Annotated in this window: 25 protein-coding genes; 7 read left to right on the top strand and 18 right to left on the bottom strand. The window is 73.5% G+C overall.

Annotated features, from left to right (window positions below):
* The first annotated feature begins 108 nt into the window (after positions 1–108).
* Positions 109–1,371 (top strand): acyltransferase family protein, encoded by a 1,263-nt coding sequence (locus tag IEZ10_RS34080; protein ID WP_189250631.1) that lies wholly within the window; start codon positions 109–111, stop codon positions 1,369–1,371.
* A gap of 139 nt (positions 1,372–1,510) precedes the next feature.
* Here the strand turns inward: IEZ10_RS34080 and IEZ10_RS34075 are convergent, their stop codons facing one another.
* The 8 genes from IEZ10_RS34075 to IEZ10_RS34040 all read right to left on the bottom strand — a co-directional run bounded on the left by IEZ10_RS34075 (position 1,511) and on the right by IEZ10_RS34040 (position 10,486).
* Complete coding sequence (locus IEZ10_RS34075) at positions 1,511–2,437, bottom strand: glycosyltransferase family 2 protein (protein ID WP_189250630.1); 927 nt, start codon at positions 2,435–2,437, stop codon at positions 1,511–1,513.
* A complete protein-coding gene (locus IEZ10_RS34070) occupies positions 2,434–4,071 on the bottom strand; it encodes a lipopolysaccharide biosynthesis protein (protein ID WP_189250629.1) in 1,638 nt (545 codons plus the stop codon). Before IEZ10_RS34070 ends, IEZ10_RS34075 begins: the two co-directional genes overlap by 4 nt.
* A gap of 87 nt (positions 4,072–4,158) precedes the next feature.
* The gene (locus tag IEZ10_RS34065) at positions 4,159–5,271 is read right to left on the bottom strand and encodes a hypothetical protein (RefSeq protein ID WP_189250628.1); all 1,113 of its coding nucleotides are present in this window, start codon (positions 5,269–5,271) and stop codon (positions 4,159–4,161) included.
* Positions 5,268–6,617 (bottom strand): DUF4910 domain-containing protein, encoded by a 1,350-nt coding sequence (locus IEZ10_RS34060; protein WP_229811916.1) that lies wholly within the window; start codon positions 6,615–6,617, stop codon positions 5,268–5,270. Before IEZ10_RS34060 ends, IEZ10_RS34065 begins: the two co-directional genes overlap by 4 nt.
* Positions 6,614–7,672, bottom strand: a complete 1,059-nt coding sequence (locus IEZ10_RS34055; RefSeq protein ID WP_189250627.1) for an NAD-dependent epimerase/dehydratase family protein — start codon at positions 7,670–7,672, stop codon at positions 6,614–6,616. Before IEZ10_RS34055 ends, IEZ10_RS34060 begins: the two co-directional genes overlap by 4 nt.
* A complete protein-coding gene (locus tag IEZ10_RS34050) occupies positions 7,657–8,331 on the bottom strand; it encodes a PIG-L deacetylase family protein (protein WP_229811915.1) in 675 nt (224 codons plus the stop codon). The genes IEZ10_RS34055 and IEZ10_RS34050 overlap by 16 nt, the downstream gene beginning before the upstream one ends.
* Positions 8,328–9,254: a sugar phosphate nucleotidyltransferase gene (locus tag IEZ10_RS34045; protein ID WP_229811914.1), complete on the bottom strand. Its 927-nt coding sequence runs from the start codon at positions 9,252–9,254 to the stop codon at positions 8,328–8,330. The genes IEZ10_RS34050 and IEZ10_RS34045 overlap by 4 nt, the downstream gene beginning before the upstream one ends.
* Positions 9,251–10,486, bottom strand: coding sequence for a class I SAM-dependent methyltransferase (locus tag IEZ10_RS34040; protein ID WP_189250626.1), 1,236 nt, complete (start codon positions 10,484–10,486; stop codon positions 9,251–9,253). The genes IEZ10_RS34045 and IEZ10_RS34040 overlap by 4 nt, the downstream gene beginning before the upstream one ends.
* A 126-nt stretch (positions 10,487–10,612) precedes the next feature.
* Between IEZ10_RS34040 and rfbC the strand changes: the two genes are divergently transcribed.
* Positions 10,613–11,308: a dTDP-4-dehydrorhamnose 3,5-epimerase gene (rfbC, locus tag IEZ10_RS34035; protein ID WP_189250625.1), complete on the top strand. Its 696-nt coding sequence runs from the start codon at positions 10,613–10,615 to the stop codon at positions 11,306–11,308.
* Here the strand turns inward: rfbC and rfbD are convergent.
* The 7 genes from rfbD to IEZ10_RS34000 all read right to left on the bottom strand — a co-directional run bounded on the left by rfbD (position 11,298) and on the right by IEZ10_RS34000 (position 18,015).
* Positions 11,298–12,155, bottom strand: coding sequence for a dTDP-4-dehydrorhamnose reductase (rfbD, locus tag IEZ10_RS34030; protein ID WP_189250624.1), 858 nt, complete (start codon positions 12,153–12,155; stop codon positions 11,298–11,300). The two genes, rfbC and rfbD, sit on opposite strands and share 11 nt — an antisense overlap.
* On the bottom strand, positions 12,152–13,240 hold the full coding sequence (gene rfbB, locus IEZ10_RS34025) for a dTDP-glucose 4,6-dehydratase (RefSeq protein ID WP_189250623.1): 1,089 nt from the start codon (positions 13,238–13,240) through the stop codon (positions 12,152–12,154). Before rfbB ends, rfbD begins: the two co-directional genes overlap by 4 nt.
* A complete protein-coding gene (locus tag IEZ10_RS34020; protein WP_189250622.1) occupies positions 13,237–14,304 on the bottom strand; it encodes a glucose-1-phosphate thymidylyltransferase in 1,068 nt (355 codons plus the stop codon). The genes rfbB and IEZ10_RS34020 overlap by 4 nt, the downstream gene beginning before the upstream one ends.
* A gap of 2 nt (positions 14,305–14,306) precedes the next feature.
* Positions 14,307–15,761 carry a sugar transferase gene (locus IEZ10_RS34015; protein ID WP_189250621.1) on the bottom strand — a complete coding sequence of 485 codons (1,455 nt, stop codon included), beginning with the start codon at positions 15,759–15,761 and terminating at the stop codon, positions 14,307–14,309.
* A 245-nt stretch (positions 15,762–16,006) separates the two neighbouring features.
* On the bottom strand, positions 16,007–16,357 hold the full coding sequence (locus IEZ10_RS34010) for a hypothetical protein (RefSeq protein WP_189250620.1): 351 nt from the start codon (positions 16,355–16,357) through the stop codon (positions 16,007–16,009).
* A gap of 162 nt (positions 16,358–16,519) precedes the next feature.
* Positions 16,520–17,143: a GntR family transcriptional regulator gene (locus IEZ10_RS34005; protein ID WP_189250619.1), complete on the bottom strand. Its 624-nt coding sequence runs from the start codon at positions 17,141–17,143 to the stop codon at positions 16,520–16,522.
* Positions 17,140–18,015, bottom strand: a complete 876-nt coding sequence (locus IEZ10_RS34000) for a DMT family transporter (RefSeq protein WP_189250618.1) — start codon at positions 18,013–18,015, stop codon at positions 17,140–17,142. The genes IEZ10_RS34005 and IEZ10_RS34000 overlap by 4 nt, the downstream gene beginning before the upstream one ends.
* Before the next feature lie 254 nt (positions 18,016–18,269).
* Here IEZ10_RS34000 and IEZ10_RS33995 point away from each other — a divergent pair, with 254 nt between their 5' ends.
* Positions 18,270–20,483 (top strand): sensor histidine kinase, encoded by a 2,214-nt coding sequence (locus IEZ10_RS33995; RefSeq protein WP_189250617.1) that lies wholly within the window; start codon positions 18,270–18,272, stop codon positions 20,481–20,483.
* The gene (locus IEZ10_RS33990) at positions 20,480–20,833 is read left to right on the top strand and encodes a DUF742 domain-containing protein (RefSeq protein ID WP_189250616.1); all 354 of its coding nucleotides are present in this window, start codon (positions 20,480–20,482) and stop codon (positions 20,831–20,833) included. The genes IEZ10_RS33995 and IEZ10_RS33990 overlap by 4 nt, the downstream gene beginning before the upstream one ends.
* Before the next feature lie 44 nt (positions 20,834–20,877).
* Here IEZ10_RS33990 and IEZ10_RS33985 read toward each other — a convergent pair whose 3' ends face one another.
* Positions 20,878–21,369 carry a GNAT family N-acetyltransferase gene (locus IEZ10_RS33985; RefSeq protein WP_189250615.1) on the bottom strand — a complete coding sequence of 164 codons (492 nt, stop codon included), beginning with the start codon at positions 21,367–21,369 and terminating at the stop codon, positions 20,878–20,880.
* Between the two features lie 110 nt (positions 21,370–21,479).
* Between IEZ10_RS33985 and IEZ10_RS33980 the strand changes: the two genes are divergently transcribed.
* The gene (locus IEZ10_RS33980) at positions 21,480–22,091 is read left to right on the top strand and encodes a GNAT family N-acetyltransferase (protein WP_189250614.1); all 612 of its coding nucleotides are present in this window, start codon (positions 21,480–21,482) and stop codon (positions 22,089–22,091) included.
* A gap of 173 nt (positions 22,092–22,264) precedes the next feature.
* Entirely contained in the window at positions 22,265–22,492 is a 228-nt protein-coding gene (locus IEZ10_RS33975) for a hypothetical protein (protein WP_179820383.1), read from the top strand.
* 121 nt (positions 22,493–22,613) lie between these two features.
* On the opposite strand, the gene IEZ10_RS33970 is transcribed toward IEZ10_RS33975, so the two are convergent.
* Positions 22,614–22,949 carry a winged helix-turn-helix transcriptional regulator gene (locus IEZ10_RS33970; protein WP_189250613.1) on the bottom strand — a complete coding sequence of 112 codons (336 nt, stop codon included), beginning with the start codon at positions 22,947–22,949 and terminating at the stop codon, positions 22,614–22,616.
* 381 nt (positions 22,950–23,330) lie between these two features.
* On the opposite strand from IEZ10_RS33970, the gene IEZ10_RS33965 reads away from it, so the two are divergent.
* Entirely contained in the window at positions 23,331–24,227 is an 897-nt protein-coding gene (locus IEZ10_RS33965; protein ID WP_189250612.1) for an NAD(P)-dependent oxidoreductase, read from the top strand.
* A gap of 57 nt (positions 24,228–24,284) precedes the next feature.
* Here IEZ10_RS33965 and IEZ10_RS33960 read toward each other — a convergent pair whose 3' ends face one another.
* Positions 24,285–25,592, bottom strand: a complete 1,308-nt coding sequence (locus IEZ10_RS33960; RefSeq protein WP_268246405.1) for an RNA polymerase sigma factor — start codon at positions 25,590–25,592, stop codon at positions 24,285–24,287.
* Positions 25,593–25,685: the final 93 nt, after the last annotated feature.

The following is a 25,685-nucleotide window of genomic DNA, read 5'->3' as shown; positions in this document are numbered from 1 at the left end:
GTCCCCTTTCCGGATGTTACGTCCGGCGGCCATACGACGATAGACCCGTCGACAGGCCAAAAAGGCCCGGATGACCGGGCCGCGCCACCCGAGACGGGGGTTGATCGGATGGGGGCCTCGCCCGGGGACGACCAGGACGAATCGGGCGGCCCCGGCACGGATGCCGTGCTCGCCGGCGCGGGGACCACCGAGGCCGGGAACGCCGCGAAGCCCGTGGCGGCCCGGTCCGGGGGGCGTGGCCGGTTGCCGGGGCTCGACGGGATCCGCGGGGTGGCGGCCCTGTTCGTGCTGGTGCACCACTGTCGGCTGCTCGCCTTCCCCGGCTACCCCGCCGACACCGGGCCGGGCTGGCTCTCCTGGCTCGTCTACGGCCACTTCGCGGTGGTGGTGTTCATCGTCCTGTCGGGTTTCTCGCTGGCGGTCTCCCCCGCGCGGTCCGGGTGGCGGCTGGGCGGCGTGCGCCGGTTCGCCCGCCGCCGCGCCTGGCGCATCCTCCCGCCCTACTGGGCGGCCCTGGCGTTCAGCCTGGTGGTCGCCTGGACCCTGGTCCCCCAGCCCGGGGAAGGGGCTCCCACGGCGAAGTCGGTGCTGGTCTACGGCCTGCTGCTGCACGACGTCCTCGGCGCGCCGAGCCCCAACGGCGCCTTCTGGTCCATCGCCGTGGAGGCGCAGCTCTACCTGGTCTTCCCGCTCCTGCTGCTGGTGCTGCGCCGGGCGGGCGCGTTCGTGATGCTCGCGGCCGTCACCGCCGTCGTGGTGGCGGTCGGCCTGCTCGCCCCCGTGTCGCATCCGGTGAGCCTGCTGCTCCGGCTGACCCCGCAGTTCGCCGCGCTGTTCGCGGCGGGCGTGGTCGCGGCGGGCGTCCTCGCCGCCGGGGAGCGCGTGCGGCGGTTTCCCTGGCACCGGGTGGCGGCGCTCGCCTGCGTCCCGGCGCTCGTGCTGGTCGTCGCGCGCGGCCCGGTCTGGACCGTGGAGCACTACTACTGGGTCGATCTCGCGCTCGGCCCCGCCGTGGCCCTGCTGCTGGCGGGGGTGGCGACGGGCCGGCCGGCCGCGCTGGTGCGACTGCTGGACACGCGGCCGGTACGGAGCCTCGGTTCCTTCTCCTACACGCTCTACCTGGTCCACGCGCCGATCGTCGTGGCGATCCACCGGCTGGTCGTCGCCCCGCACGTGCCCGGCGGCGTCCCGGCGTTCCTGGTCACCCTCGCGGTGGCCGGGCCGGTGAGTCTGGTGGCGGCCCGCTCGTTCGCGGCGGTCTTCGAGCTGCCGTTCCAGCGTCACCGCGGCTGGCCCGCGCTGCGCGAGGCGATGCGGGGCCGGGTGTCACGGGCGCGCGCCGCGCTGCGCCCCGCCCCCGAACGCCCCTGACGCCTTCACCGGTCCGCCCGCATGCCGTACGGCCCGCCTCACCGCCCCTGACGCCTTCACTGGTCCGCCCGCGCGCCGTACGGCCCCCCCGTCCCGGCCGTACGGCCTGGCCGTGGGAGCACGCCGTACGGCTGCGCCGTCACGAGCGCGGGCCGGGCTCCGGGCGTCCGGCGACCCGGCCGGAGGTGATCAGGTTCGCCGCCATCCGCGCGAGTCTGCGCCCGCGCCGGGCCGCGACCACGCGCTGGCGGCGCACGTACATCCGGCGCGCGGCGGCCCGCGCGCGGCGGAGCCGGTCGTCGGTGAGGCCGCTCCGGTCGAGCCAGTGCAGCAGCTCGCGGTACTGCAGGGTGGAGGAGAACCGGGCCTGCCAGACGGGCACGTCCAGCCGGCGGGCGATCGTCCCCATGCGCTCGTGCTTCCAGTTGCGGTGGGCGAGCACCTCGGGCACGTGCCCCCACGGTCCGGCCAGTGCCAGCTTCGCCGCGAACACCTCGTCCTCGCGGAGCATGTTGCGCCGGGGGATGCCGACCACGGCGGAGCGGCGCATCAGCCCGTAGAGCGGGTCGATCAGCAGGTGGCTCTCGTTGAGCAGGCGCAGCATCTCGGCGAACCGCTCGACCGGGTCGCCGGAGCGCAGCCCGGTGCCCTCGTAGACGCCGGTCCGGGTGGTTCCGTCCGGGTCGGTGTAGGCGACCTGTGTGGTGACCAGGATGAGCCGTTCGTCCTCGGCGAAGGCGCGCAGCGACCGGGAGACGCAGCCGGGCTCCAGCCGGTCGTCGTCGCCGACCCAGCGCAGGAACTCGCCCCGGGCGAGCCGGCCGGCGCTGATGAAGTTGTTGAGCAGCCCCACGTTCTCCGGCTGCCGGTGGTAGACGATCCGGTCGTCGGCGCGCGCCAGCTCCCGGCAGATCTCCTCCGTGCCGTCCGTGGAGGCGTTGTCGCAGATCACCAGCTCGATGTCCGGGTGGTCCTGGGCCAGCACCGACCGGACCACTCCCTCCAGCCGCGCGGCGCCGTTGCGCACCGGCAGCCCGACGGACACCAGCGTGCCGGGGCCGATCATCGTTTCTCCTCTTCGGTGGGTTCGGGGCCCGGCGTCACCGGGCGGGTTCCGGCGGTCGGCGGTCCGGCGGTCGGCGGTCCGACGGTCGGCGGTCCGACAGCCGGCGGTCCGACAGTCGGCGGTCCGGCCATCCGCCCGGCCATCTGTCCGGCCACCTGTCCGGCGAGCCGCCCCAGCTCGGCCCGCGGTACGACGAAGAGCACGAAGGCGAGCGTTCCCGCGCCGCCCGCCACGCAGAGCCGCACGAACGGGATGTCCGGGGTGACGTGTGCCAGCGCGATCGTCACCGCCGCCGCCAGCGCGCCGCCCAGCAGCGGCCGCACCAGTGCGGAGGCCACCGGGGCGACGGCCACCCCTGCCCGGTGCAGGGCGAGCGCGGTCAGCGGCAGTGCCACCAGCAGCGCGACCACCGCGTGCGCGATCGCCGCCCCCCGGATTCCGTCCACGCGCGCGCCGACCATCAGGGCGGGCACCAGCGCCACGGCCCAGCCCAGGTTGAGCCACACGGTGGACCGGGTCTCGCCCATGGCCGCGAGGATGTCCACCGCCAGGGCGGCCAGCATCCGCACGACCATGAGGATCGCGAGGAACCGCAGCACCTCGGCGGCGGGCGCCCAGCGCTCGCCGTACAGGAGGACCACCACCGAGGGGGCGAGCGTGCCGAGCACCACGGCGATCGGCAGGACGACGGAGACCAGCAGCGGCACGGCCCGCCCCACCCCCCGCGACAGCGACTCCCGGTCCTCCTCGGCCAGCCGGGAGAAGCCGGGCAGCGCGACGTAGCGGACGGCGGTGCCGACCAGGCCCGGAACCCAGCTGGAGATGTTGAAGGCCAGCAGGTAGAAGCCGAGCGGTGCGGCGCCGAGGGTGTCGCCGACGATGACGGAGTCGGCGTTCAGCAGCACCCCCTCGATGCCCAGGCTGACGCACAGCGGCAACCCGAACACCAGGAGCCGCCCGGCGACCGCGCGGTCCAGCCCGGCGCTGATCCGCACCCGGGCGAGGACGACCACCAGCACCCCGGTGGCGGCGGCGCCGGTGAGCTGCCCCCAGGCGAAGCTGTAGGCTCCGGCGCCCGTGGCGGCGAGCCCGATCGTCACCGGGGCGTTCACGCAGAAGCCCACCAGGTTGGCCAGGGTGAGCCGGTCCTGCTGGAACCGGCGCATCAGCGCCGCGCTGCGCACGGCGGTCAGGCCGTAGACGAGGTTGGTGGCGCTGAGCACGCGGATGACCCCGGTGGCGCCCTCGTTGCCGGACATCTCCGCGAAGTACGGGGCGACCACCCAGAAGACCCCGTACAGGGCGGCGCTGGAGGCGATGGCCACGACGGTCGCGGTGGGCGCGATCTCCTCCAGCCGGCCCCGCCACTGCACGACGGCCGCGATGACGCCCGCGTCGTTGACGTAGAGGACGAACTGGCTGGCGGCCAGCGCGATGGCGTAGACGCCGAAGTCCTCGGGCACCAGCAGGCGGGCGAGGACGAGGCTCATGACGAACGAGCCGGCCTTCATCACCAGGTTGCCGAGCACGCTCCAGCGCAGCCCGCGCCCGGCCTGCCGGCCGATCTCCCCGGCGCGGCCGCCGCCCGGGTCCGCGACGCCGGTGGCGGGCACCGCGTCCTGACCGTCTTCCATCTCCCGCCTCTCACCGTTCACCCGCCGACCGCCGCCCTCCTCCGGCGTGCGGGCCGGCCGGGCGGGTTCCTCTCAGACGGGTTCCTCCTAAGCGGGTTCCTCGACCCGTTCCAGCCAGATCTCCCGCCAGAACGGGATGAACGCCCGGGGGCAGCTCACGGTGTAGGCGCCCGCGCAGACGATGCCCGCAAGGACGATGCAGGGGCTCTTCATCGTGAGCATCCGGCCGGTCCGCTCGTCGATGCAACGGTCCACCCGGGACAGCACCCGCGCGGTCCGCCCGCAGTACCGCGACATCTCCTCGTCGAACCCCATCCCGCGGTTGAGCCGGTCCTGGTTGAGGGTCGCGAGGATCTCCGCCTTCGATTTGATCCGGACGAGCTCGCCCGGCCGCAGGCCGAGGGCGCCGCCCGGTGTCGGACCGGTGAGCCTCCCCGCGACGAATCCCCACCGCATGCCGTCCCGGAACCGCAGCCACCCGGGCAGCTTCCGGCTGCGGTCCTGGACACGGTTGAAGAGCCCGACGAGCAGGGCGCGGAGCACGAACAGCGGCCCCGCGTTGCCGGTGCGCACGTCCATGACGTACTGCCGGACGTCCTTGAGCGGCAGGCAGGACGGCGCGGCGCGCAGCATCTCGGTCCCCTGGCAGGAGAACCGCTCCTCGCCGCCGGGGCCGGGTTCCTTCCTGGTGGCCGCCTCGATGAGCGGCAGCAGGCGGCGGCCCGGCGCGGGACCGGGCGGTACGGCGGAGCCCGACGCGCCGAGCGCGGCGGAGGAGCCGTCCCGTCCCTCCGGTACGGCGGCGCCGGGCGGGGCCGCGGCCGGATCGACGGAGGTGCCCCGTTCCGGAGGGTCGCCGGGTTCGACCCGTTTGAGCCACGCCTCCTTCCAGTACATCAGGCAGGCCGTCTGGCAGCCGCCGTGCGCGCCACCGTCGCAGCGCGCGCCGGTGAGGTGGACGGCGCGTTCCATCCGCCGCATCCCGCTGCGGCCGATCGTGTCGCACACCTTGTGCGCCACCTTGTGCACCGTGAGCCGCCGCCCGCAGTAGGCCAGCATCTCCGGCATGAAGGGCAGGCCCTCCAGCTCGCCCCGCTCGTCCAGCGTGGCCAGGATCTCGGCCTCGCCGCGCACCTCGACCAGATCCCCCACCCGGAGGTCGAGGGCGCCCGCGTCCGGGGCGGTCCATGTCGCCGTCATCCGAGCTCCTTGAGCAGTCCGGCGGCGCGGAGGTCCCGCGCCGCGTCCGCCACGACGTGGAACGGCAGGCCGGACCGTTCCGCGACGTCCAGCAGGCCGTGGTCGCCGTCCGAGAGGTTCAGCACCCACAGCATCGCCATCTGCGCCTGCTTCGTGTCGCTGCGCCCGCCGAGCGAGCCGTACAGGCCCCTCCTGCCGAGCTGCGGCTCGCCGTACGGGCTGAGGTTGAGGTGCCGGCGGTCGCCCTCCAGCACCCGGGTGATCTCCCAGCAGGCTTCGAGGGTGTCGGTCATCGCCTCCGGCGTCACGAAGCCGGGGTCGTCGGCCGAGGTGTGGTACTCGGGGTAGCCGGCGTACGGCGTGCGGGTCAGGCAGCCCACCGGCAGGTCGAACCCCGGGGAGCAGAACTGCCGCTCGTCGTAGCCGTACGGGGAGAAGTCCACGATCTCGTGGGGCCGTCCCGAGGCGCGCAGCACGTGGGCCGCGGCCCGGTCCACGGCGGCGTCCCCCCGCCTGCTGCGCTTGTAGGTCAGGTGGCCGCGGTCCCCGGCGCAGGCCAGCACGAGGCCGTGCCGGATCAGCCCGGCGCGCTCCCGGTTGAGCGCCAGCCAGGTGATCGCGCCGATGGTGCCGGGCGCGAACAGGAAGCGGTAGGTGTAGTGGGGGTCCGTCCCGGCCAGCCGCCGGGCGAGGCGGGTGGCCACCGCGATGCCCGCGAGGTTGTCGTTGGCCAGCGACGGGTGGCACACGTGGCAGGAGACGAGCACCTCCTCGGAGGTGCGGCCCGGCACCACGTGCTCGCCGTAGGTGAGGTGGCCGTCGGCGAGCGTCGCGTCGATCCGGACCTCGTAGCGGCCCTCCGGCAGGGCGGCGAGCGTGTTCTCCGCCAGGCAGAAGCCCCAGGTCTCCGCGTAGTAGCTCGTGCGGTACGGGACCAGGCCGGGCTGCCCGGGCAGCGTGTGCAGGTGGGGGCGCAGCTCGGCGAGGGTCATGGTGGCCGACACCGGCACGCTGTAGCCGACCACGTGCAGGTTCGACGCGGCGAAGTCGACGACCCGCCTGCCGGAGGCGTCCTTGACGTAGGCGTCGCGGATGTTCCACTCCTTCGGCACGGTCCAGTCGAGGACCGGCGTCCCCGTCGGGACCTCGCGGACCCGGAGCGGAATGCTCTCGCCGACGATGTCCAGGGTCCGGCGCACGCCGTCGCCGGTGATGCTCCGGCACAGCGGGTAGAGCCGCTCGACCAGGGCGTGCATCTCCCGGCCCTCGTCCCCGGCCGCCCCCGCCGTGTCGGGCCGGGCGGCGGTCCCGGCGGTCCCGGCGGTCCCGGCGGTCCCGGCGGTCATCCGCGGCCGTCCCGCGGCCGGAGCGCGTCACCGGTGACCGGCCGGAGCGTGTCGTCGACGGTGCCGGCCATCCGCCGGTTCGCCAGCCGGGTCAGGCGGGTGAAACACCGCTGGAAGTCGTGCCCCGTCAGGCCGTGCCGCTCGTAGGACTCCACCAGTTCGGCCGCGCCCGCCTTGACCGTCCAGCGCGGCCGGTAGCCGGGCAGCGCGGCGCGCACCCGGGAGAAGTCGACCCGGTAGGACCGCGGGTCCGCCCCGGCCTCACCGGTGATCTCCAGCCGGGAGCCGGGCACCGCCTCGGCGACCTCGGCGGCGATCTCCGACACCCGCACGTTGTTCTCTTCGGTGCCCACGTTGAACGCCCTGGCGTGCACCGCGTCCCGGGGGGCCGTCAGCGCCAGGACGAAGGCGTCGGCGATGTCGCGGGCGTGCACCAGCGGCCGCCACGGGGTGCCGTCGGACAGCACCCGGATCTCCCCGGTCAGCAGCGCGTGCCCCACGAGGTTGTTCAGCACGATGTCGGCCCGCAGCCGGGGTGAGAAGCCGAACGCGGTGGCGTTGCGCAGGAACACCGGGCTGAAGTCGCCGTCGGCCAGCTCGGCCAGGTCGTCCTCGACGCGGACCTTGGACTCGGCGTACGGGGTCACCGGGCGCAGCGGCGCGTCCTCGCCGACCAGGCCGTCGTCGCCGGAGGCGCCGTAGACCGAGCAGGTGGAGGCGTACAGGAACCGCCGCACGCCCGCGTCTCGGGCCAGCCGGGCCAGCCGTACCGACGCGTGGTGGTTGATCTCGTAGGTCAGTTCCGGCGCCAGCGAGCCGAGCGGGTCGTTGGACAGCGCGGCCAGGTGGATCACCGCGTCCACCCCGGTCAGCTCGGCGGCGGTGACGTCCCGCAGGTCGGTCACGTGCCCGCCCGGGTCGGCGGGCGCGGGCCCCAGGACGCAGTCGGCGAACAGCCCGGAGTCCAGGCCGATGACCTCGTGACCCGCCCCGGCCAGCGCCGGGGCCATCACACTCCCCAGGTATCCCTGATGCCCGGTCAGCAGCACCCGCATCGCGTCTCTCCTCCAGCCAGATCAAGGGTCAGCTTGCTTACGTGGAACGCCTCGGCGTAGCGGGCGTGGCACTCGATCCCGCGGATGCGGGCCAGCCCGAGGAACACCTCGCGGTCGTACCAGGGCCGCCGGCGCTGTGAGGGGTAGTGCTCGTGCAGCAGGGCCGCCTTCGCCTCGGCGACCTCCGGGGCGAGCGGCTGATAGACCGACGGCCGCCCGAGGTCGCCGTCCCATTTGACGATCTCGTAGCCGAGCACCTGGTGGTCGCGGAAGGCCGTGGGCACGAGCTTCGCCAGACCCCGGTGGTCCTGGTGGGCGTCGCCGGGGTGCGGCGCGAACAGCAGGTCGGGGTCGGTCCGCGCGCGCAGGTCCTCGACCGCCTCCTTGGCCTCGCCCCAGTGCGCCGGCAGCCGCCCGTCGGGCAGTTTCAGCACGGTCAGCCGCAGGTCCGCGCCGGGGCAGAAGGCCGCGAGGGCGGCGTGCTCCTCGTCCTCCCGCTCGGTGCCGCCGCCGGAGAGCACCAGCGCGTCCACCCGGAGCCCGGGGCGGGCCGTGCAGAGGGTGAGCAGGGTGCCGCCGGCGCCGATGGCGAGGTCGTCGCAGTGCGCGGCGAGCAGGGCGATCGCGCCGCCGCCCGGTGGCGTCCGGAATCCGATCACGGAGTACGCGCCCCCGGTACGGCCGCCGCCACCCCGCCCGCGGACGGTCCCGGCGGGGCTCCGGTGAGACCGGCCGGGGCTCCGGCCCCCGCCGGTACGGCCCCGGCGGCCCGTGGGACCGTTCCCGGCGGAAGCGGCGGCGTGCCGGGCTCGCGCTCCCACAGCGCCCACGGCCGCTCGCCCCGCGAGTACGCCTCGTCCAGGGCGACCCGCTCCCGGACCGTGTCGGTCGGCCGCCAGTAGCCGCGGTGCGGGTAGGCGAGCAGCCGGCCGCGCTTGGCCAGCTCGGCGCAGCCGTCCGTGACGAGGTCGCCGCCCGGCGGGATGTGGTCGAAGACCTCCTGCCGGAGCACGAAGTACCCGCCGTTCACCCACAGCGGCATTCGGCTGACCGGGGTGATGCCCCCGACCAGCCCGCGTTCGCCGAGCTCCACGCAGTGGAAGGTGTCCGACGGCGGGACGACCATCATCGAGGCGCCCGCGCCGGAGGCGGCGAAGCGGTCGATGATCTCCGGCAGCGGCGCGTCGGTGAGCACGTCGGCGTAGTTGGCGAGGAACATGTCGTCGCCGCCGAGGTGGTCGCGGACCCGGCGCAGCCGTTCGCCGATGGGCGAGTCGATGCCGGTCTGCACGAACGAGATCGACCATTCGGAGATGTCGGCGGACAGCAGCTCGACCCGGCCGCCGCGCAGCACGAAGTCGTTGGAGGTGGTCTCCTCGTAGTTCAGGAAGAAGTCCTTGATGTGGTGCGCGCCGTAGCCCAGGCAGAGGACGAACTCGGTGTGCCCGAAGTGCGCGTAGTACCGCATCACATGCCAGATGAGCGGGCGGGGACCCACGAGCTGCATGGGCTTGGGCACGTCACCGGGTGTCCCGGTGCGCATCCGCGTGCCGTACCCGCCGCAGAAGAGGACGACCTTCACGGCTTCACCTCGACGATCTCCAGTCTCGGGATGGGGAAGACCAGCCGGCCGCCCCACCCGCCGACGAAGGACAGCTGGCCGGTGAGCTCCTCGCGCAGGTTCCACGGCAGGACCAGCACGTAGTCGGGCCGGTCCTCGGCGATCCGCTCGGGCGGGTGGATCGGGATCCGCGCGCCCGGGGTGAACCTGCCGTGCTTGTAGGGGTTGCGGTCGACGGTGTAGCGGAGCAGGTCGGGGCGGACGCCGCAGTGGTTGAGCAGCGTGTTCCCCTTGCCCGGTGCGCCGTAGCCGACGACCGTACGGCCCTCCTCCGCGGCCCGCAGCAGGAACCCCAGCAGGTCGCGCCGGACCCGGGCCACCCGCCCGGCGAACTCGGCGTACCCGGCGAGTTCGTGCAGGCCGGCGGCCTTCTCCTCGGCGAGCGCCTCGGTCACCCGCTCCGATGGCTCGCCCGCCGCCTCCGCCGGGCGGGCCCACAGCCGGATCGAGCCCCCGTGGGTCGGCAGCCGCTCGACGTCCACCAGGGTCAGCCCGCCCGAGGCCAGGGCGCGGCGGGCGGAGGCGACCGTGTAGTACTGGAAGTGCTCGTGGTAGATCGTGTCGTACTGGTTCAGCTCCATCAGCGTCAGCAGGTGCTGCACCTCGACGGAGACCCACCCGTCGTCGGCGACGAGCGCGCGCAGGCCCCTGGTGAAGCCGATGACGTCGGGGATGTGGGCGTAGACGTTGTTGGCCACGACGAGGTCGGCCGGCCCGTGCTCCGCGCGCACCGCCGCGCCGGTCTCCGGGCCGAGGAACGCCTCCAGCGTCGGCACGCCGTGCTCCCTCGCCGCCCGCCCCACGTTCGCCGACGGCTCGACGCCCAGGCAGCGGATGCCCCGGTCGACGACGTGCCGCAGCAGGTAGCCGTCGTTGCTGGCCACCTCGACGACGAACGAGCCGCCGTCCAGCCCCAGCCGCCCGGCCGCGTCGTCCACGAACCGCCGCGCGTGCTCCACCCACGACGTCGAGTAGGACGAGAAGTAGGCGTACTCGGTGAAGGTGTCCTCGGGGGTGATCAGCGGCGGGATCTGCGCCAGCCAGCAGACGGTGCACACCCGCAGGTGCAGCGGGTAGGCCGGCTCCGGCTCGTCGAGCCGGTCGGCGGTCAGGAACCGCTCGCAGGGCGGGGTCGCCCCCAGGTCGACGACGCTGGCCAGGCTCGTCGAGCCGCACAGCCGGCAGGTTGTCATGGTTACGCTCCCTCGCCGCGCGACGCGGCTCGACCGGTATTCGCCAAGATCACTTCAGCGGGCGGGGACCCTTGAATTTCGCCCGTTTCCTCCACCGCGTTACACCGCCGTGGCATGCTTCGGCCCATGAAGCCGCTGAGCATCGACGGCGCGTGGGTCCACACGCCGCGGGTCCACGCCGACCGGCGCGGCACGTTCGCCGAGGTCTTCCCCTACGACGGGTTGCGGGAGGCGGCCGGGCGCGGGCTCGGCCTGGCCCAGGCCAACTGCTCGGTCTCCCGGCGCGGGGTGGTGCGGGGCGTCCACTTCGCGGACGTGCCGCCCGGCCAGGCGAAATACCTCACGTGCGTCTCCGGGGCCGTCCTCGACGTGGTGGTGGACATCCGGGTGGGCTCGCCGACCTTCGGCCGGTGGGAGACGGTGCGCCTGGACGAGGAGTCGCGGCGCGGCCTGTACGTCGCCGAGGGGCTGGGCCACGGCTTCATGGCGCTCACCGAGCAGGCCACGGTCGTCTACCTGTGCTCGGAGCCCTACACCCCGGCCCGCGAGCACGGCATCCACCCGCTCGACCCGGCCGTCGGCATCGAGTGGCCGGCCGACGTGGAGCCGATCCTGTCGGACAAGGACGCCGCCGCGCCCACCCTCGCCGAGGCCCTCGCGGCGGGGCTGCTGCCCCGCTACGAGACCTGCGCGGCGCACTACCGCCGCCTGGCCGCCGTGGACCGTGCCACCGTCGCGGACGGCGCCGCCCGGGTGCCGGACCCGTACGGTTCCGCCCCGGACCTCCCCGCCGTGGACGGCGTGGGCGGCCCTAGCCTCTGACCAGAACATCGGACTCCCGCAGCGCCTCCCGCCAGTCCCGCAGCGGCGGCAGCCCCGCCCGGTGCCACCGGTCGTGCCCCAGCACGCTGTAGGCCGGACGCCGCGCCGGGCGGGGGAACCGCTCCGCCGTGACCGGGTTGACCCGCGCCGGGTCCGCGCCGGCCAGCTCGAAGATCTCCCGGGCGAAGCCGTACCAGCTCGTGCGGCCGGAGCCGGTGGCGTGGTAGACGCCCGGCGGGGCGTCCGCGCGGCCGAGCGCGGCGATCCAGGCCGCGAGGTCACCGGCCCAGGTCGGCTGACCGAACTGGTCGGCCACGACGTCCACGACCGGCCGCGCCCGCTCCGCCGCGAGCATCGCGCGGACGAAGTCCCGGCCGGCCGCGCCGTACAGCCAGGCGGTCCGCACGACGTAGCCGGCGCCGGGGAGCGTCTCCAGCACCGCCCGCTCGCCCGCGAGCTTGGTGCGCCCGTAGGCGTTGACCGGGCCGGTCGGGGCGTCCTCGGGATAAGGGGCGCGGGCGGTGCCGTCGAAGACGTAATCGGTGGACGGCTGGATCAGCCGCGCGCCGGCGGCCCGGCACGCCTCGGCCAGTGCCCGCACCCCGTGCCCGTTGACGGCCAGCGCCTCGGCCTCGCGGGTCTCGGCGTCGTCCACCGCGGTCCACGCGGCGCAGTTCACCACGACGTCCGGCCGGTGGTCGGGCACCAGGCGGCGTACGGCGCGCGTGTCGCGCAGGTCGAGGTCGGCCCTGCCGAGCGCGACGACGTCCTCCCCGTCGGCCTCCAGGCGGCGCAGCAACTCGGCGGCGAGCATCCCGGAGGCGCCGGTGACCAGCCACCGGGTCATGCGGCCCCCTCGCCCGGCGCGGCGACCGCGGGACCTCGGGGAGCCCCGCGGACGTTCCCGCCCGGCCCGGCCCCGAGGGCGCCCCGGACGGTCCGGGACTCCCCGTGGCGCTCCTCCACGGCGGTCTTCCACCAGCCGGGGTTGTCGGCGTACCAGCGGACGGTGTCGGCCAGCCCCCGGTCGAACGGCACGGCCGGCCGGTAGCCGAGGGCGCGCAGCCTCGCGTCGTCCAGCGAGTAGCGGCGGTCGTGCCCCTTGCGGTCGGCGACGCGCTCGACCATGTCCCAGCCCGCGTCGCAGGCCGTGAGCAGCCGCCCGGTGAGCTCGACGTTGGTCAGCTCCGCCGTACCGGCGATGTGGTAGACCTCGCCGGGCTCGCCGCGCTCGGCCACCAGGCGGATGCCCGCGCAGTGGTCGGCGACGTGGATCCAGTCGCGCACGTTGCCGCCGTCGCCGTACAGGGGCACCTTCAGGCCGCGCAGCAGGTTGGTCACGAAGAGCGGGATCATCTTCTCCGGGTACTGGTACGGCCCGTAGTTGTTGCCGCAGCGGGTGATCGACACCGGCAGGCCGTAGGTGGTGGCGTAGGCGAGCGCGATCATGTCGCCGCCCGCCTTGGCCGCCGCGTACGGCGAGCGGGGCCGCGGCGGCGCGGACTCGTCCCAGGAGCCGCTGTCGATCGACCCGTACACCTCGTCGGTGGACACCTGCACCACCCGCGGGACGCCCGCCGAAAGGCACGCCTGCATCAGGGCCTGCGTGCCGAGGACGTTGGTCCGGGTGAACTCGGCCGGCCCCTCGATCGACCGGTCCACGTGGGACTCGGCGGCGAAGTTGACCACGAGGTCGTGGCCGGGCACGACCTCCGCCAGGAGCGCGGCGTCGCAGACGTCGCCGCGCACGAAGTCGTGCGGGACGTCGCGCAGGTTCGCCGGGTTGCCGGCGTAGGTCAGCTTGTCGAGGACCGTCACGGCGGCGCCGTCCGCGGCGAGCGCGCGGGCGAAGTGGGAGCCGATGAACCCGGCGCCACCGGTGACCAGGACACGGCGGAACGCGCGGGCGGCGGTGCGGCCGGAGTCTGTCATGAAATGATCTGCACCTTGCTGTGATCGCCCAGCACGAGGCGGTGGGCTCGGGGGATGGCGGGGGCGGGGGTGACCTCGACGTCGTGGCCGATGAGGGACGCCTCGATCCGGGAGACCCCGCGGATCGAGGACCTGGGCAGCACGATCGAGTACTCGATCTCGCTGCCGGAGATCAGGCAGCCGGCCGCGATGGAGGTGAAGGGGCCGACGTAGCTGTCCACGACGCGGGTCCCGGCGCCGATGACGGCCGGGCCGACGATGCGCGACCGCTCCACCACGGCGCCCGCCTCGACGACGACCCGGCCGATCAGCTCGCTGGCGGCGTCCGCCCGGCCGTTCACCCGGGGCTCCAGGGATTCCAGGACCAGCCGGTTGACCTCCAGCATGTCGGTGACGTTGCCGGTGTCCTTCCAGTAGCCGGTGATGACGGTGGAGGAGACGCGCCGCCCCTCCTCGATCAGCCACTGGATCGCGTCGGTGATCTCCAGCTCGCCCCGCCACGACGGCTTGAGCCCGGCCACCGCCTCGTGGATCACGGGCGTGAAGAGGTAGACGCCGACGAGCGCGAGGTCGCTCTTGGGGGCGGCGGGTTTCTCCTCCAGCCCGACGACGCGGCCGTCGGCGTCCAGCTCGGCCACGCCGAACTGCCGGGGGTCGCCGACCCGGGTGAGCATGATCTGGGCGTCCGGCCGCTCGCGGGCGAACCGCGCCACGATGTCGTCGATGCCGCCGACGATGAAGTTGTCGCCGAGGTACATGACGAAGTCGTCGTCGCCGAGGTAGTCGCGGGCGATCAGCACGGCGTGGGCGAGGCCCAGCGGCGCCTTCTGGCGCAGGTAGGTCACCTGCAGGCCGAACGCCGAGCCGTCGCCGACCGCCGCCTCGATCTCGGCCTGCGTGTCGCCCACGACGATCCCGACCTCGCGGATCCCGGCGGCCCCGATGGCCTCCAGTCCGTAGAACAGGACGGGCTTGTTGGCGACCGGGACGAGCTGCTTGGCGGAGGTATGGGTGATGGGCCGCAACCGGGTGCCCGACCCTCCGGCGAGCAGGAGTGCTTTCACGGTCAGTAGGCTCCTTCTCCGCCGGTGACGGCGCTCCAGGTCTTCCACAGGATCTGCAGGTCGAGCATGAGGGACCAGTTCTCGACGTAGCGCAGGTCCAGGCGGACCGACTCCTCCCAGCTCAGGTCGGATCGGCCGCTCACCTGCCACAGGCCGGTCATGCCGGGCTTGACGACCAGGCGGCGGCGGACGTCGGCGCCGTACTGGGCGACCTCGTCGGGCAGCGGGGGTCTCGGCCCGACGAGCGACATCTCCCCCCGCAGCACGTTGAGGAGCTGCGGCAGCTCGTCGAGGGAGTAGCGGCGCAGGAACGCCCCGATCCGGGTGATCCTTGGATCGTTCCGAATTTTGAACAGCACGCCGTCGAACTCGTTGTGCGAGACGAGCTCCACTTTGCGGTGTTCGGCGTCCGCCACCATGGTGCGGAACTTCACCACCCTGAACTCCTCGCCGCCCCTGCCCACCCTGACCTGCCGGAACAGTGCCGGACCCGGGCTGGTCGCCCGGATCAGGGCGCTGATGGCGAGCATGGGCACGGCCAGCAGCAGCAGGGCCGCCGCGGCGCCGGTCCGGTCGAACAGGTTCTTGGCGAGGTGTTTCGCACCGTCGAACTCCGGGTGCTCCACGTGCAGCAGCGGCATCCCGGCCACCGGGCGGATGCTGATGCGCGGGCCCGCGACGTCCATCAGCGCGGGCGCCACGAACAGGTCGGTGCGGGCGTCCTCCAGGTCCCAGGCGAGCCGGCGCAGCGCGGCGCCGTCCAGTTCGGGGCAGGCCAGCACGGCGACGGCGTCGGCGTCGGCCTTGGTCACGACCTCGGCGACGTCGGTGAATCCCCCGAGGACCGGGACGCCGTCGACGTCGGCCACCTCCGTGGGGGCGGGCAGGCAGGCGGCCACCACCCGCATGCCGTGGTGCGGCTGCCTGCGGAACTGCATCACCAGGTCGAGCACGGACTCGCGGTGGCCGACGGCGACCACCCGGCGCATGTACTCGCCGTGGGAGCGCCGCCGGTGGAGCCGTTTGCGCATGCGATATCGGAAGAGAATCGTCAGGAGAAGGGCCAGCGGGAACATCGCCATGACGAAACTCCGGGCGATGGTCGTCTGTGTCGCGTAGGCGCCGATGGCCACGGCGGCGGTCAGTCCCACGCCTCCGTCGAAAACCGCCCGGAACTCCTCCGTTCCCTCGCCGTGCGCGCGCCTTCGGTACGCGCCGGCGATCGCGAGCGAGAACGGCCACGCCAGGGCCAGGCCGAGCCCCAGCAGCGCCTCCGTCCTCGGAATGAAAGCGCCGAGCCACAGACGGGTCCCGAGGACCGTCTCGCAGGCCACCACGGCGCAGGTGACGTCTCCCACCAGCAGGACCCGCGCGTAGGAGCGCGTCCAGATGCTCGGAGCAGTGCGTACGACATCATCCGGGAGCCCTGTGGCGGGCTCCGCCGTCCCCACCCTCATACCAACCCCACCCGGATGCCCTAGGCGTTACCACGTAACGGGACGCGCATCGCGTTTCATTGGATGACAGCATTACCGAATGCATCGGCAGTATGGCTATTCCAGGGAAATCCTAGGGATCGCCATTGGGGAGGGGAACAGCGGTTCAGTGTCCACTACCGGCCGAAGTCAGGAGACGTACCCATCTTGACGGAACGATCCAAACATGCAGGTTTTCTGAGTGAATTATTCAGAAAAAGGGGGATTTAGTCGTATTCAAAATCGGGCAGTGGAGCCGGGGGCTCCGGACTCCGCCAGACGACCACGGACTCCCCGTCGGAGGCGTTCACCGCCGCGCCGAGCCGTTCCGGGTCGAAATCGGGCAGGTAGCGCAGACGCGCGAGGAAGGCGGCGTCGACCGCCGATCTGGGCACCACGCAGCTCTGGCCGTCGTGGTCGAGGAGGATGTACAGGATGTCCGCGTCCGAGCCGCCCTCGATCCGCACCTCGGCGAGGTCCTCCCACGCGAGGGCGGCGACGCTGCCGTCCGCGTTGTGGCAGGCAACGCCTTCTTCGGTGACGTACACGTAGGAGTCCGGCACTGAGTCGCCGTGCATGGCCGCGATTCTGACGACTGCCGGGCACCCGGTGCAATAGAAACGTGCGAGCCGGGCGCATCACCCGCCCGCCGCTCTCTCGTCCCGGACCGGTGAGCCGGGCGCTCCGCCCTCTCTCACCCCTCGGCCCGGACGGGTGCGGCCCGGCGTGTCACCCGTCCGTCATCCCTCGCCCCAGCCGTGGTCCAGGTGCGCGGCGACGGCCCGCCGGGCGGCGTCGGCCGGGCCCCGGGCGACCGCGTCGAGCAGCTCGCGGTGCTCGGCGACCAGCACGTCGCGGTCGGCGTAGACGGTACGCAGCCGGACCAGGCCGAGCCGGGTCTCGGCGGCCAGCACGCCGTAGAGGCGCTCCAGCCGGGGGCTGCCCACCTCGACCACCATCGCCTGGTGCAGGGCCATGTGCTCGGCCACCACGTCGGACCACGGGGCGTCGGCGGGCAGCGCGGCCATCCGGTCCAGCGCCGCGTCGGCGTCGGCGACCCGCCGCCCGGCGAGCGCGACGGCCATCAGGTCCTCCAGCGGGCGCCGGACGAACATCAGGTCGTCCAGGTCGTCCAAGGTCACCTCGGCCACCTGCGCGCTGCGGTGCCGCTCCCGGCGCAGCAGCCCCTCGTGGACAAGGACGGCCAGCGCCTCGCGGACGGTCGGCCGGGCCACGCCGTACGCGGCGGACAGCTCCTGCTCCGGCAGCGGGGTGCCCGGGGCCAGCTCGCCGGAGAGCACCCGGCGGCGCAGGGCGTCGGCGAGGGCCTCGACGGCGGAGACGGGACGGAGCGGAATGGTCACGCCGACGACCCTATTGCCCCCACCGGGTCCTCACGGCCGGGCCGCCGCCGCTCGGGGAGCGCCACCACGGCCAGGCTCGCGCCGAGCAGCACCAGCCCGGCCCCGGCCTGGAGGGTGAGCCGCTCACCGAGCACCGCGACCCCGAGCAGGGCCGCGACGGCGGGCTCGGCGAGGGAGAGGGTGGCGGCGGTGGCGACGGGGGTGGTGCGCAGGCCCCTGCCGTACATGACGTAGGACAACGCGGTGGTGACGCAGCCCAGGTAGAGGGCGGTGAGCAGACCACGCGGCTCGGCCAGCCAGCCGGCGCCCGTCCACAGCAGGACGGGCAGCATGACGACCGCGGCGCCGCCGAACATCGCCCCCATCACGGTGTCGGAGGAGCCCCCGGCGCCGATCACCCTCGCCGCCGCCACCACGTAGAACGCGTACAGCAGGCCGCCGAGCATCGCCAGCAGCACCCCGTCCGCCCGCACCTCACCGCCCCCGCCCGTCAGTACGGCGCAGCCGGCGACCGCCGCCGCGGTCGCCCCGGCCCACCGCCGGGTGGGCCGCACCCGGTCGAGGAGCCAGGTCAGCAGCCCGGCGAAGACGGGGCCGCTGCCGATCGCGACCACGGTGCCGACGGCCACCCCGGTCCGGCTGACCGCGGCGAAGAAGCAGAGCTGGTAGGCGGCCACCGCCAGGGCGGCCGCCACGAGCAGGCCCCGGTGCGGGAGGGACCGTACGGCGGGCCCGGCCACGGCCGCGAGGACCAGGCCGCCGACGACCAGCCGAGCGGCGGCCAGGGAGACGGGGTGGACCCCGGTGGCGAGCAGTCCGGCGGTGCCCGCGGTCCCCCACAGGACGGCGGCTCCGACTACGGCGAGCTTCATGCCTCATATTGTCTGACAATCAGACAGATCATGTCCAATCGACCTTCGGATCCGGACGCTCCCCCCGGGGGCGGCCCGGGGCGGCGTCCCCCGGGAGGTCGCGTGGATGGAACGTTCCGGAGGGGCCCGAGGCGGAAAAGATCCCCCGTTTCCCCCAGAGCGCAATTACCGGCGCAATACGAATCACTCGCATCTCTGGTCGCGGAAGACAGCCGTTGCTAGGGTTTCGCCACTGCTAACAGCCCATATCCGTAATGCGAGGTCTGATGGGCGACCGCAAACCTTCGATCAAGGTCAAGATCTTCACCCTGCTACTTGTACCAATTGTCTCACTTGTAGCAATTTGGGGATTTGCGGCGGCTCTCACCCTGCAGAGCGGCCTGGAGCTGCTGCGGGCCAGCAAGGGTTACGAGTACGGGGTCGTCCCCACCAGGGCGCTGACCACGGCGCTCCAGCACGAGCGGCTGCTGTCCCTCGCCTACCTGGGCGGCAGCGGTTCCCGTACCGAGCTGGACGCCCAGCGGAGCCGTACCAACGCCGCCCGGGTCGAGCTGGAGCGGCTGGCGCCCCTCCTGGAGGGGAACTCGACCCCCGCGGTGTGGGAGCGGAGCAGCCGGCTGAGGGCCGTGCTGGACCGGCTCACCGAGATCAGGAGCGGGGTGGACACCCGTACCGCCACCCGCCTTGCGACCCTGGACGCCTACAGCGCCCTGGTCGGCTCGGCCTTCGACGCCTACAGCAAGATCAGCTCCGCGGACGCCGCCCTGGCCGACCAGATGCGCGCCGTCGTCATGGTGGGCCGCAGCCGCGAGATGCTCAGCCGGCAGGCCGCGCTCATCTCCGGCGCCGTGGCCTCGAAGACCATGACCGCCGCCGAGCGCACCCGGTTCGGTGAGCTGGCGAGCAGCCGCAAGCTGCTCTACTCCCTCGGGTTCGACCAGTTCGACACGGAGCTCCGGGAGCTCTACCGGAAGCTGGAGAGCTCCCCCGCCTACCTCGCGTTCGGACGGGTCGAGCACACCGCCCTCACCGGAGGCCGGCCCGACTCGTTCTGGGCGGCGAACGCGAAGGCGCTGTCGGACTCCTTCGACGACCTCGGCGGCCAGGCCAGCAAGCGCCTCACCGAGCGGTCGGGCCCGGTCGCCGCCGGCATCCTGGCCCGGATCGGCCTCGCCGGCGGGCTCGGCCTGGTGGCCGTGGCCTTCTCCGTGTTCATCTCGGTGCGGTTCGGCGGACGGCTCGCCGCCGAGCTCGGTGGCCTCCAGCGCGCCGCCCTCGACCTGGCCCACCGGCGGCTGCCGGACGTGGTGGAGCGGCTCCGTAAGGGCGAGGACGTCTGCTCGGAGGTCCGCGAGCTGGACCACGGGACCACCGCGGAGGTCGCGAACGTCGGCCGGGCGTTCTCCTCCGTCCAGCGGACCGCCGTCGAGGCGGCCGTCGGCCAGGCCGAGCTGCGCAAGGCCGTCAACAAGGTGTTCGTCAACCTCGCCCGGCGCAGCCAGTCGCTCCTGCACCGGCAGCTCGCCATGCTGGAGGCGATGGAGAAGCGGGCCGGCGACCCCGACACCCTTGAGGAACTGTTCGCCATCGACCACCTGACCACCCGCATGCGCCGCCACTCCGAGGGCCTGATCATCCTGTCCGGCGCCGTCCCCGGCCGGGGGTGGCGCACGCCCGTCATGGTCTACGACGTGGTCCGAGCCGCCGTCGAGGAGGTCGAGGACTACCAGCGGGTGACCGTGGCCGTGCCGCCCGGCCCCTGCGTCCAGGGCACGGTCGCGACCGACGTGATCCACCTGGTGGCCGAGTTGGTGGAGAACGCCGTCGTCTTCTCCCCCCCGAACACCACCGTGCGGATCGGCGGCGAGGTCGTGGCCCGCGGCTACATCATCGAGGTGGAGGACCGGGGGCTCGGCATGGCCCCCGAGGAGATGTCCAGGCTCAACGAGCGGCTGGCCGGCCCGCCGGAGTTCGACCTGGCCGACAGTGACCGCCTCGGCCTGGTCGTGGTCACCCAGCTCGCCGCCCGGCACGGCATCCGCGTCACCCTGCGCCCCTCCCCGTTCGGCGGCACCACGGCGATCGTGCTCCTGCCGAACGAGCTGATGGCCGAGCCGTCCGCCTCCCGGACCGCCCACCGGGACGACGCCGAGCGGCTCTCCCCCGGCGGCCTCCCCCGCCGGGTACGGCGGGCCGCTCCCGCGCTGACCGCTCCGTCACCGGCGCCGTCCGCCCGGCCCGCCCTGTCCGCCCAGCCGTCCGCTCCATCCACACCGTCCGCTCCGCTCGCTCCGCCCGCCCAGACGTCCGTCCCGCCGCCCGCCTCGTCGTCCGTGCCGCCCGCGCCGTCCGTGCCGTCCGCGCCGCCGCCCGCGCGGGACGAGACCCCCGAGCCGGTCACGGGCAACCTGCTGACGTCGTTCCGTGACGGCTGGCACCGCGCGGAACAGGAGAAGGGAGTGGAATGACGGATCACTGGCTCGACGACGCCGGGCCGATCGTCCGCCCCTACACGCTCACCCGCGGCCGGACCAGGGGCAGCGGGGCCTCGTTCGACCTGCTGGCCACGGTCGTGGTGATCAGGTCGCCCCAGGAGGACCTGCCCCCCGAACACGTGCTGATCATGGACGCCTGCCGCTCGCCGACCTCGGTGGCCGAGATGGCCTCGGCCACCGGCCTGCCCGTCGGGGTGATCCGGGTGCTCCTCGGTGACCTGCGGGACTCCGGCCTGGTCGCGATCCGGCCGCCCACGCCCATCGCCGCGCTCCCCCGGGAGAACGTGCTGCGCGAGGTCCTGGCCGGGTTGAAGGGGTTGTGAGCCGCCCGGCACCGTACGGCGCGGCGGCCGGGTGAGGCGGGGGATCAGTCGGTGGCCAGGCGGGCGTGCCGTTCCACGTCGTGCCGGACGTCCCCGTACCGCAGCTTGGCCCGCTCCACCCCCTCGGCCTGGAACCCGGCCCTGGTCGCCACCGCGCACGAGGCCGTGTTGTCCGTACGGTGCCCGAGCTCCAGGCGGAACAGGCCGCGCTCCGCGAAGGCCCAGTCCGCCAGCCTGCGGACCGCCGCCACCGCCACCCCGCGTCCCCTGGCGTGCGGGGACGTCCAGTAGGAGACCCAGCCGGTGTCGTGGGCGTCGATGTTGCTCACCGCCACGTTCCCCACGACCTCGCCGCCGGCCACCACGGCGAACGCCCGCGCGTCGTCGCGGAAGCGCCACGTCCCCATCCATTCCAGGGCCGCTCGCCGGGTTTCGACCGGCCAGGCCGACTGCTGCGCCATGTCCGGAGAGCTGAACGCGTCGAGCACGACCCCGATGTCATCGGGGTGCCAGTCACGCAGTTCGACATCGATCATGCCGCGCAGGGTATGCCACCGGCGGCGCGCCGGGAAGGCCCGCCGCCCGGCTCCGATCCGGTTTCCGCCACACCTTGTGGGAGCGCTCCCACTTAAAGAATGATCCTCACATGCTGACCGTTCGGCCCTACCGGCCCGATGACCGCGCCGCGCTCGGTGACATCTGCGTGCGAACCGCCCACGAGGGCGGCGACTCCCGGCACATCTATCCCGACCTCGACCTGATGCCCGGCATCTTCGCGCTGCCGTACGCCCACCTGGAACCCGACCTGGCCTTCGTCCTGGACGACGGGGAGCGGGCGGTCGGTTACATCCTCGGCACCGCCGACACGGCGGCCTTCGTCGAGAGGTTCCGCACGGAGTGGCTGCCGCTGGTGAGCGAGCGGTTCCCGCCCCTCGACGGGCCGCCCTCGACCCCAAGCGAGGTGATGATCGACCTGCTGCACCGCCCGGAACGCATGATCGTTCCCGAGCTGGCCGGCCATCCGGCGCACCTGCACATCGACCTGCTGCCGGACCACCAGCGCAAAGGACACGGCCGCGCGCTGATGAACGCCTTCCTCGACGCCCTGCACCGCAAGGGGGTGGCCGCGGTGCACCTGGGCATGGTCACCGCCAACACCGCCGCGCGGGCCTTCTACGACCGCCTGGGGTTCCACGAGATCCCGGTCGCCGACCCCGGCCCCCTCACCTACCTGGGCCGGAGGACGGCCCCGATGTGAGGCCCGCGGCGCCGCGCCGCCTCCCCGCCCCCGGATCGGAAACTCCCAGATAGATCTAAGGCTGTATGGGCACTCAAGCTCGTATGAGTGACGATTCGCAGAGCCACGACTTTCGAGAGAAGGGATTCGGGGGCGAACCCTCCGACCGGCCGAGGACGATGGGGGAGATAGCGGTGAATCTGGCGGTGAGCGAGGCGCTGGCCAACCACGGCCATCACGCGCTGGTCAACGCGCACGAGGCCGCGGCCAGCAGTCACGAGCTGATGGCCGAGGCGGGGGTGGGGGACGTGGACGAGCATCTGGGCCTGGCGCAGTGGCACCGGTGGTGCGCGGTCGTCGAGGACCAGCTCGCCGACGAGGCCGACCAGCGGACACCCGCCAGGAGGAAGACCGACTCCTGAGGGAAGGGCGGCGTCTGCGCCCCATCGCCACTCTTCGCTTCACGGCGCCGCCGAGGCGCCATCAGGGACGGTGGCCGTCCGGTCGCTCGACACGGCCGGACGGCCCCGCCCGAACCCGGCGTCAGTCGCGCGGGATGGCCTCGATGGTCCGCATGTTCTCCTCACCCCACACGCCGAGCGGGATGAGCGCGGTGTTGAGCGACTGCCCGAAGTCGGTCAGGGAGTACTCCACCTTCGGCGGGACCTGGTGGTAGACCTCGCGGTGCACCAGGCCGTGCGCCTCCATCTCCCGCAGCATCTGGATGAGCATCTTCTCGCTGATCCCCGACACCGACCGCTTCAGCTCACCGAACCGGCGCGGCTCGTGGTGGAGCGCCCACAGGATCAGCGCCTTCCACTTGCCGCCCACGATGTCCACGGCGGCGTCGAGCCCGCACGAGTAGGTCCGCTTCTTCATTCCGCTGCTCCCCGCACTCCGGGCCTGTCCTGTGGATCTCTTCACCTGCCGAGGCCACCCAGGCGGCCTCTCGCGGCTCAGCATGCTTACTGAAAGGTAGGTACCTGACCGAATAGTAGGTACTTGAGGAAAAGTCAGCAAAGGTTCAGGATCGGAACGCCCGGCGAGCCCCGCCGGGCGTTCCGGCCGGTCCCGCCGCGCGCCGCCACCATCGGCGTCCGGCGGAGCCGCCAGACCGGCGGGACCGCCAGGCCGGTGAACCGCCGTACGGCGGGACCACCGTGCCGGATGAATCCGTGTGCCCGGAGGCCTCCCGCGCCGGAGGCTCCATCCGCCATGCCCAGAGGCCGCCGGGCCCGTATCCGACGAACCGGAGAAGACATGACCATGAACAACGACGCGCCCGTGACGGTCCTCGGACTGGGCGCGATGGGGACGGCGCTGGCCGGTGCGTTCCTGGACGCCGGCCACCCCGTCACCGTCTGGAACCGCACGGCGGGCAAGGCGGCCGGCCTCGTCGCCCGGGGCGCCACCGAGGCCGCCACCGCGGCCGAGGCGGTGTCCGCGAGCCCGCTCGTCGTCGTCTGCCTGCTGAACGACGACACCGTGCGCGAGGTCCTCGACGGGGCGGCCGGCTCACTGGCCGGCCGTACCGTGGTCAACCTCACCAACGGCACGCCCCGGCAGGCCCGGGAGGCGGCCGGCTGGGCGGCCGGGCACGGCGTCGGCTACGTGGACGGCGGCATCATGGCGGTCCCGCCCATGATCGGCACCCCCGGGTCGCTGGTCTTCTACAGCGGTTCGCCCGAGGACTTCCACACCCACGAGCGGACCCTCGGCGCGCTGGGCCGCGCCATGTACCTCGGCGAGGACGCCGGCCGGGCCGCGCTGTACGACATCGCGCTGCTCGGCGCGATGTACGGGATGTTCGGCGGGTTCTTCCACGCCCTCGCCCTGACCGGTTCGGAGAAGGTGCCGGCGACGGAGTTCACGCCGCTGGTCGCCCCCTGGCTCACCGCCATGATGGCGGCCTTCCCCGGGATGGCGGAGGCGGTCGACTCCGGCGACCACTCGGCCGCCGCCTCCAACCTCGCCATGCAGGCGACCGCCTACGTCAACCTGCTGGACGCCAGCACCGACCAGGGCGTCAGCACCGAACTGGTCGAGCCCATGCGCGCGCTGCTCGACCGGGGCGTCGCCGCGGGCCTCGGCGCCGGCGACGTCTCCAGCCTGGTGGACCTGCTGCGCACCGTCCCCGCCGGAACGGCCGGCGTGTAGGAGAAGCCCGCCGGAACGGCGGGCGCGGGGAAGGGGCCCGCCGGAGTGGCCGAGCTGTCACCCTTCTCCGGTCCCGGCCGCGTCGCCGGCCATGTCACCGGTCGCGTCGTCGGCCGCCGAGGCCGCCCGGGTGAGGAAGAGTGCCCGCTCCCGCTCGTTGCGGGTCAGCGCCGCGGCCCGCTCGAACTCCGTACGGGCCTCCGCCGCGCGGCCCAGCCGTGCCAGCAGATCCCCCCGTACGGCCGGCAGCTGCGGATAGCCGCGCAGTGCCCGTTCCTTCCCCAGCCCGTCCACGATCTCAAGCCCGCGGGCCGGACCGTACGCCATGCTCACCGCGACCGCGCGGTTCAGCTCCACGACGGGAGAGGGAGCGACGTGGGCCAGCACCCGGTAGAGGGCCGCCATCCGCTCCCAGTCTGTGTCCTCGGTGGACCGCGCGCGGGCGTGGCAGGCGGCGATCGCGGCCTGCAGGCCGTACGGGCCGAGGGTGCCGAGCGCTTCGGCGCGCCCGAGCGCCTCCAGCCCGCGGCGGATCAGCAGCCGGTCCCACAGGCTCCGGTCCTGGTCGCCGAGCAGGACCGGTTCGCCGTCCGGGCCCGTCCTGGCCCGGATGCGGGACGCCTGGATCTCCATCAGGGCGACCAGCCCGTGCACCTCGGCCTCACCGGGCATCAGCCCCGCCAGGACCCGGCCGAGACGCAACGCCTCCTCGCAGAGCGACGGGCGTGCCCAGTCGTCACCGGCCGTCGCCGAGTAGCCCTCGTTGAAGACGAGGTAGACGACCTCCAGGACCGACGAGAGCCGTCCGGGCAGCTCGGCCGGCGGGGGCAGCTCGATCGGCACCCGCTTCTCGGCGAGGGTGCGCTTGGCCCGGGAGATCCGCTGGCCGACGGTCGGCTCGGGCGTCAGGAAGGCCCGGGCGATCTCCTGCGTCGTCAGGCCGCCCAGCAGGCGGAGGGTGAGGGCCAGGCGTCCCTCGACCGGCAGCACGGGGTGGCAGGCGGTGAACAGCAGGCGCAGCACGTCGTCGCCGATGTGGTCGTCGAGGGCGTCGTCCAGCTCGGCCTCGGCCGCCTCCTGCCGGACCTCCAGGTCGCGGCCGACCTCCCGGAGCTTGTGCTCGTAGCGGGTCCTGCGGCGCAGCAGGTCGATCGCCCGGTGCTTGGCGGTGAGCGTGAGCCACGCGCCCGGATTCTCCGGAACGCCGGACTCCGGCCACTGCTCCAGCGCGGCGACCAGGGCGTCCTGCGCCAGTTCCTCGGCCAGCCCGACGTCGCCCACCATCCGGGCGAGTCCCGCGATCACCCGGGCGGACTCGATTCGCCAGACCGCCTCGATCACCCGGCGAGGGTCTTCGATCGTCACGGCCCCCGATCCAAACACCTCGCCCCCGCCCGCGGCAATCCTCACCGCGGGCGGGGCGGAACGGGCTGAACCGGACGGCCCCGCCACGGGCGG

It is taken from the genome of Streptosporangium pseudovulgare (genome assembly GCF_014648055.1).
GTDB classification, from domain to species: Bacteria; Actinomycetota; Actinomycetes; order Streptosporangiales; family Streptosporangiaceae; genus Streptosporangium; species Streptosporangium pseudovulgare.
This window is presented reverse-complemented; position numbering and strand designations above follow the sequence as displayed.

What these genes read in the sequence shown, in the direction of transcription:
- IEZ10_RS33995 (WP_189250617.1), top strand. Translation starts at nt 18,270, where the DNA reads ATGCGAGGTCTGATGGGCGACCGCAAACCTTCGATCAAGGTCAAGATC.
- IEZ10_RS34060 (WP_229811916.1), bottom strand. Translation starts at nt 6,617, where the DNA reads ATGACCGCCGGGACCGCCGGGACCGCCGGGACCGCCGGGACCGCCGCC.
- IEZ10_RS34070 (WP_189250629.1), bottom strand. Translation starts at nt 4,071, where the DNA reads ATGGAAGACGGTCAGGACGCGGTGCCCGCCACCGGCGTCGCGGACCCG.
- IEZ10_RS34000 (WP_189250618.1), bottom strand. Translation starts at nt 18,015, where the DNA reads ATGAAGCTCGCCGTAGTCGGAGCCGCCGTCCTGTGGGGGACCGCGGGC.
- IEZ10_RS33965 (WP_189250612.1), top strand. Translation starts at nt 23,331, where the DNA reads ATGACCATGAACAACGACGCGCCCGTGACGGTCCTCGGACTGGGCGCG.
- IEZ10_RS33990 (WP_189250616.1), top strand. Translation starts at nt 20,480, where the DNA reads ATGACGGATCACTGGCTCGACGACGCCGGGCCGATCGTCCGCCCCTAC.
- IEZ10_RS33985 (WP_189250615.1), bottom strand. Translation starts at nt 21,369, where the DNA reads ATGATCGATGTCGAACTGCGTGACTGGCACCCCGATGACATCGGGGTC.
- IEZ10_RS34065 (WP_189250628.1), bottom strand. Translation starts at nt 5,271, where the DNA reads ATGACGGCGACATGGACCGCCCCGGACGCGGGCGCCCTCGACCTCCGG.
- IEZ10_RS34080 (WP_189250631.1), top strand. Translation starts at nt 109, where the DNA reads ATGGGGGCCTCGCCCGGGGACGACCAGGACGAATCGGGCGGCCCCGGC.
- IEZ10_RS34040 (WP_189250626.1), bottom strand. Translation starts at nt 10,486, where the DNA reads ATGACAACCTGCCGGCTGTGCGGCTCGACGAGCCTGGCCAGCGTCGTC.
- IEZ10_RS34010 (WP_189250620.1), bottom strand. Translation starts at nt 16,357, where the DNA reads ATGCACGGCGACTCAGTGCCGGACTCCTACGTGTACGTCACCGAAGAA.
- rfbC (WP_189250625.1), top strand. Translation starts at nt 10,613, where the DNA reads ATGAAGCCGCTGAGCATCGACGGCGCGTGGGTCCACACGCCGCGGGTC.
- IEZ10_RS33980 (WP_189250614.1), top strand. Translation starts at nt 21,480, where the DNA reads ATGCTGACCGTTCGGCCCTACCGGCCCGATGACCGCGCCGCGCTCGGT.
- rfbB (WP_189250623.1), bottom strand. Translation starts at nt 13,240, where the DNA reads ATGACAGACTCCGGCCGCACCGCCGCCCGCGCGTTCCGCCGTGTCCTG.
- rfbD (WP_189250624.1), bottom strand. Translation starts at nt 12,155, where the DNA reads ATGACCCGGTGGCTGGTCACCGGCGCCTCCGGGATGCTCGCCGCCGAG.
- IEZ10_RS34055 (WP_189250627.1), bottom strand. Translation starts at nt 7,672, where the DNA reads ATGCGGGTGCTGCTGACCGGGCATCAGGGATACCTGGGGAGTGTGATG.
- IEZ10_RS33970 (WP_189250613.1), bottom strand. Translation starts at nt 22,949, where the DNA reads ATGAAGAAGCGGACCTACTCGTGCGGGCTCGACGCCGCCGTGGACATC.
- IEZ10_RS34015 (WP_189250621.1), bottom strand. Translation starts at nt 15,761, where the DNA reads ATGAGGGTGGGGACGGCGGAGCCCGCCACAGGGCTCCCGGATGATGTC.
- IEZ10_RS34075 (WP_189250630.1), bottom strand. Translation starts at nt 2,437, where the DNA reads ATGATCGGCCCCGGCACGCTGGTGTCCGTCGGGCTGCCGGTGCGCAAC.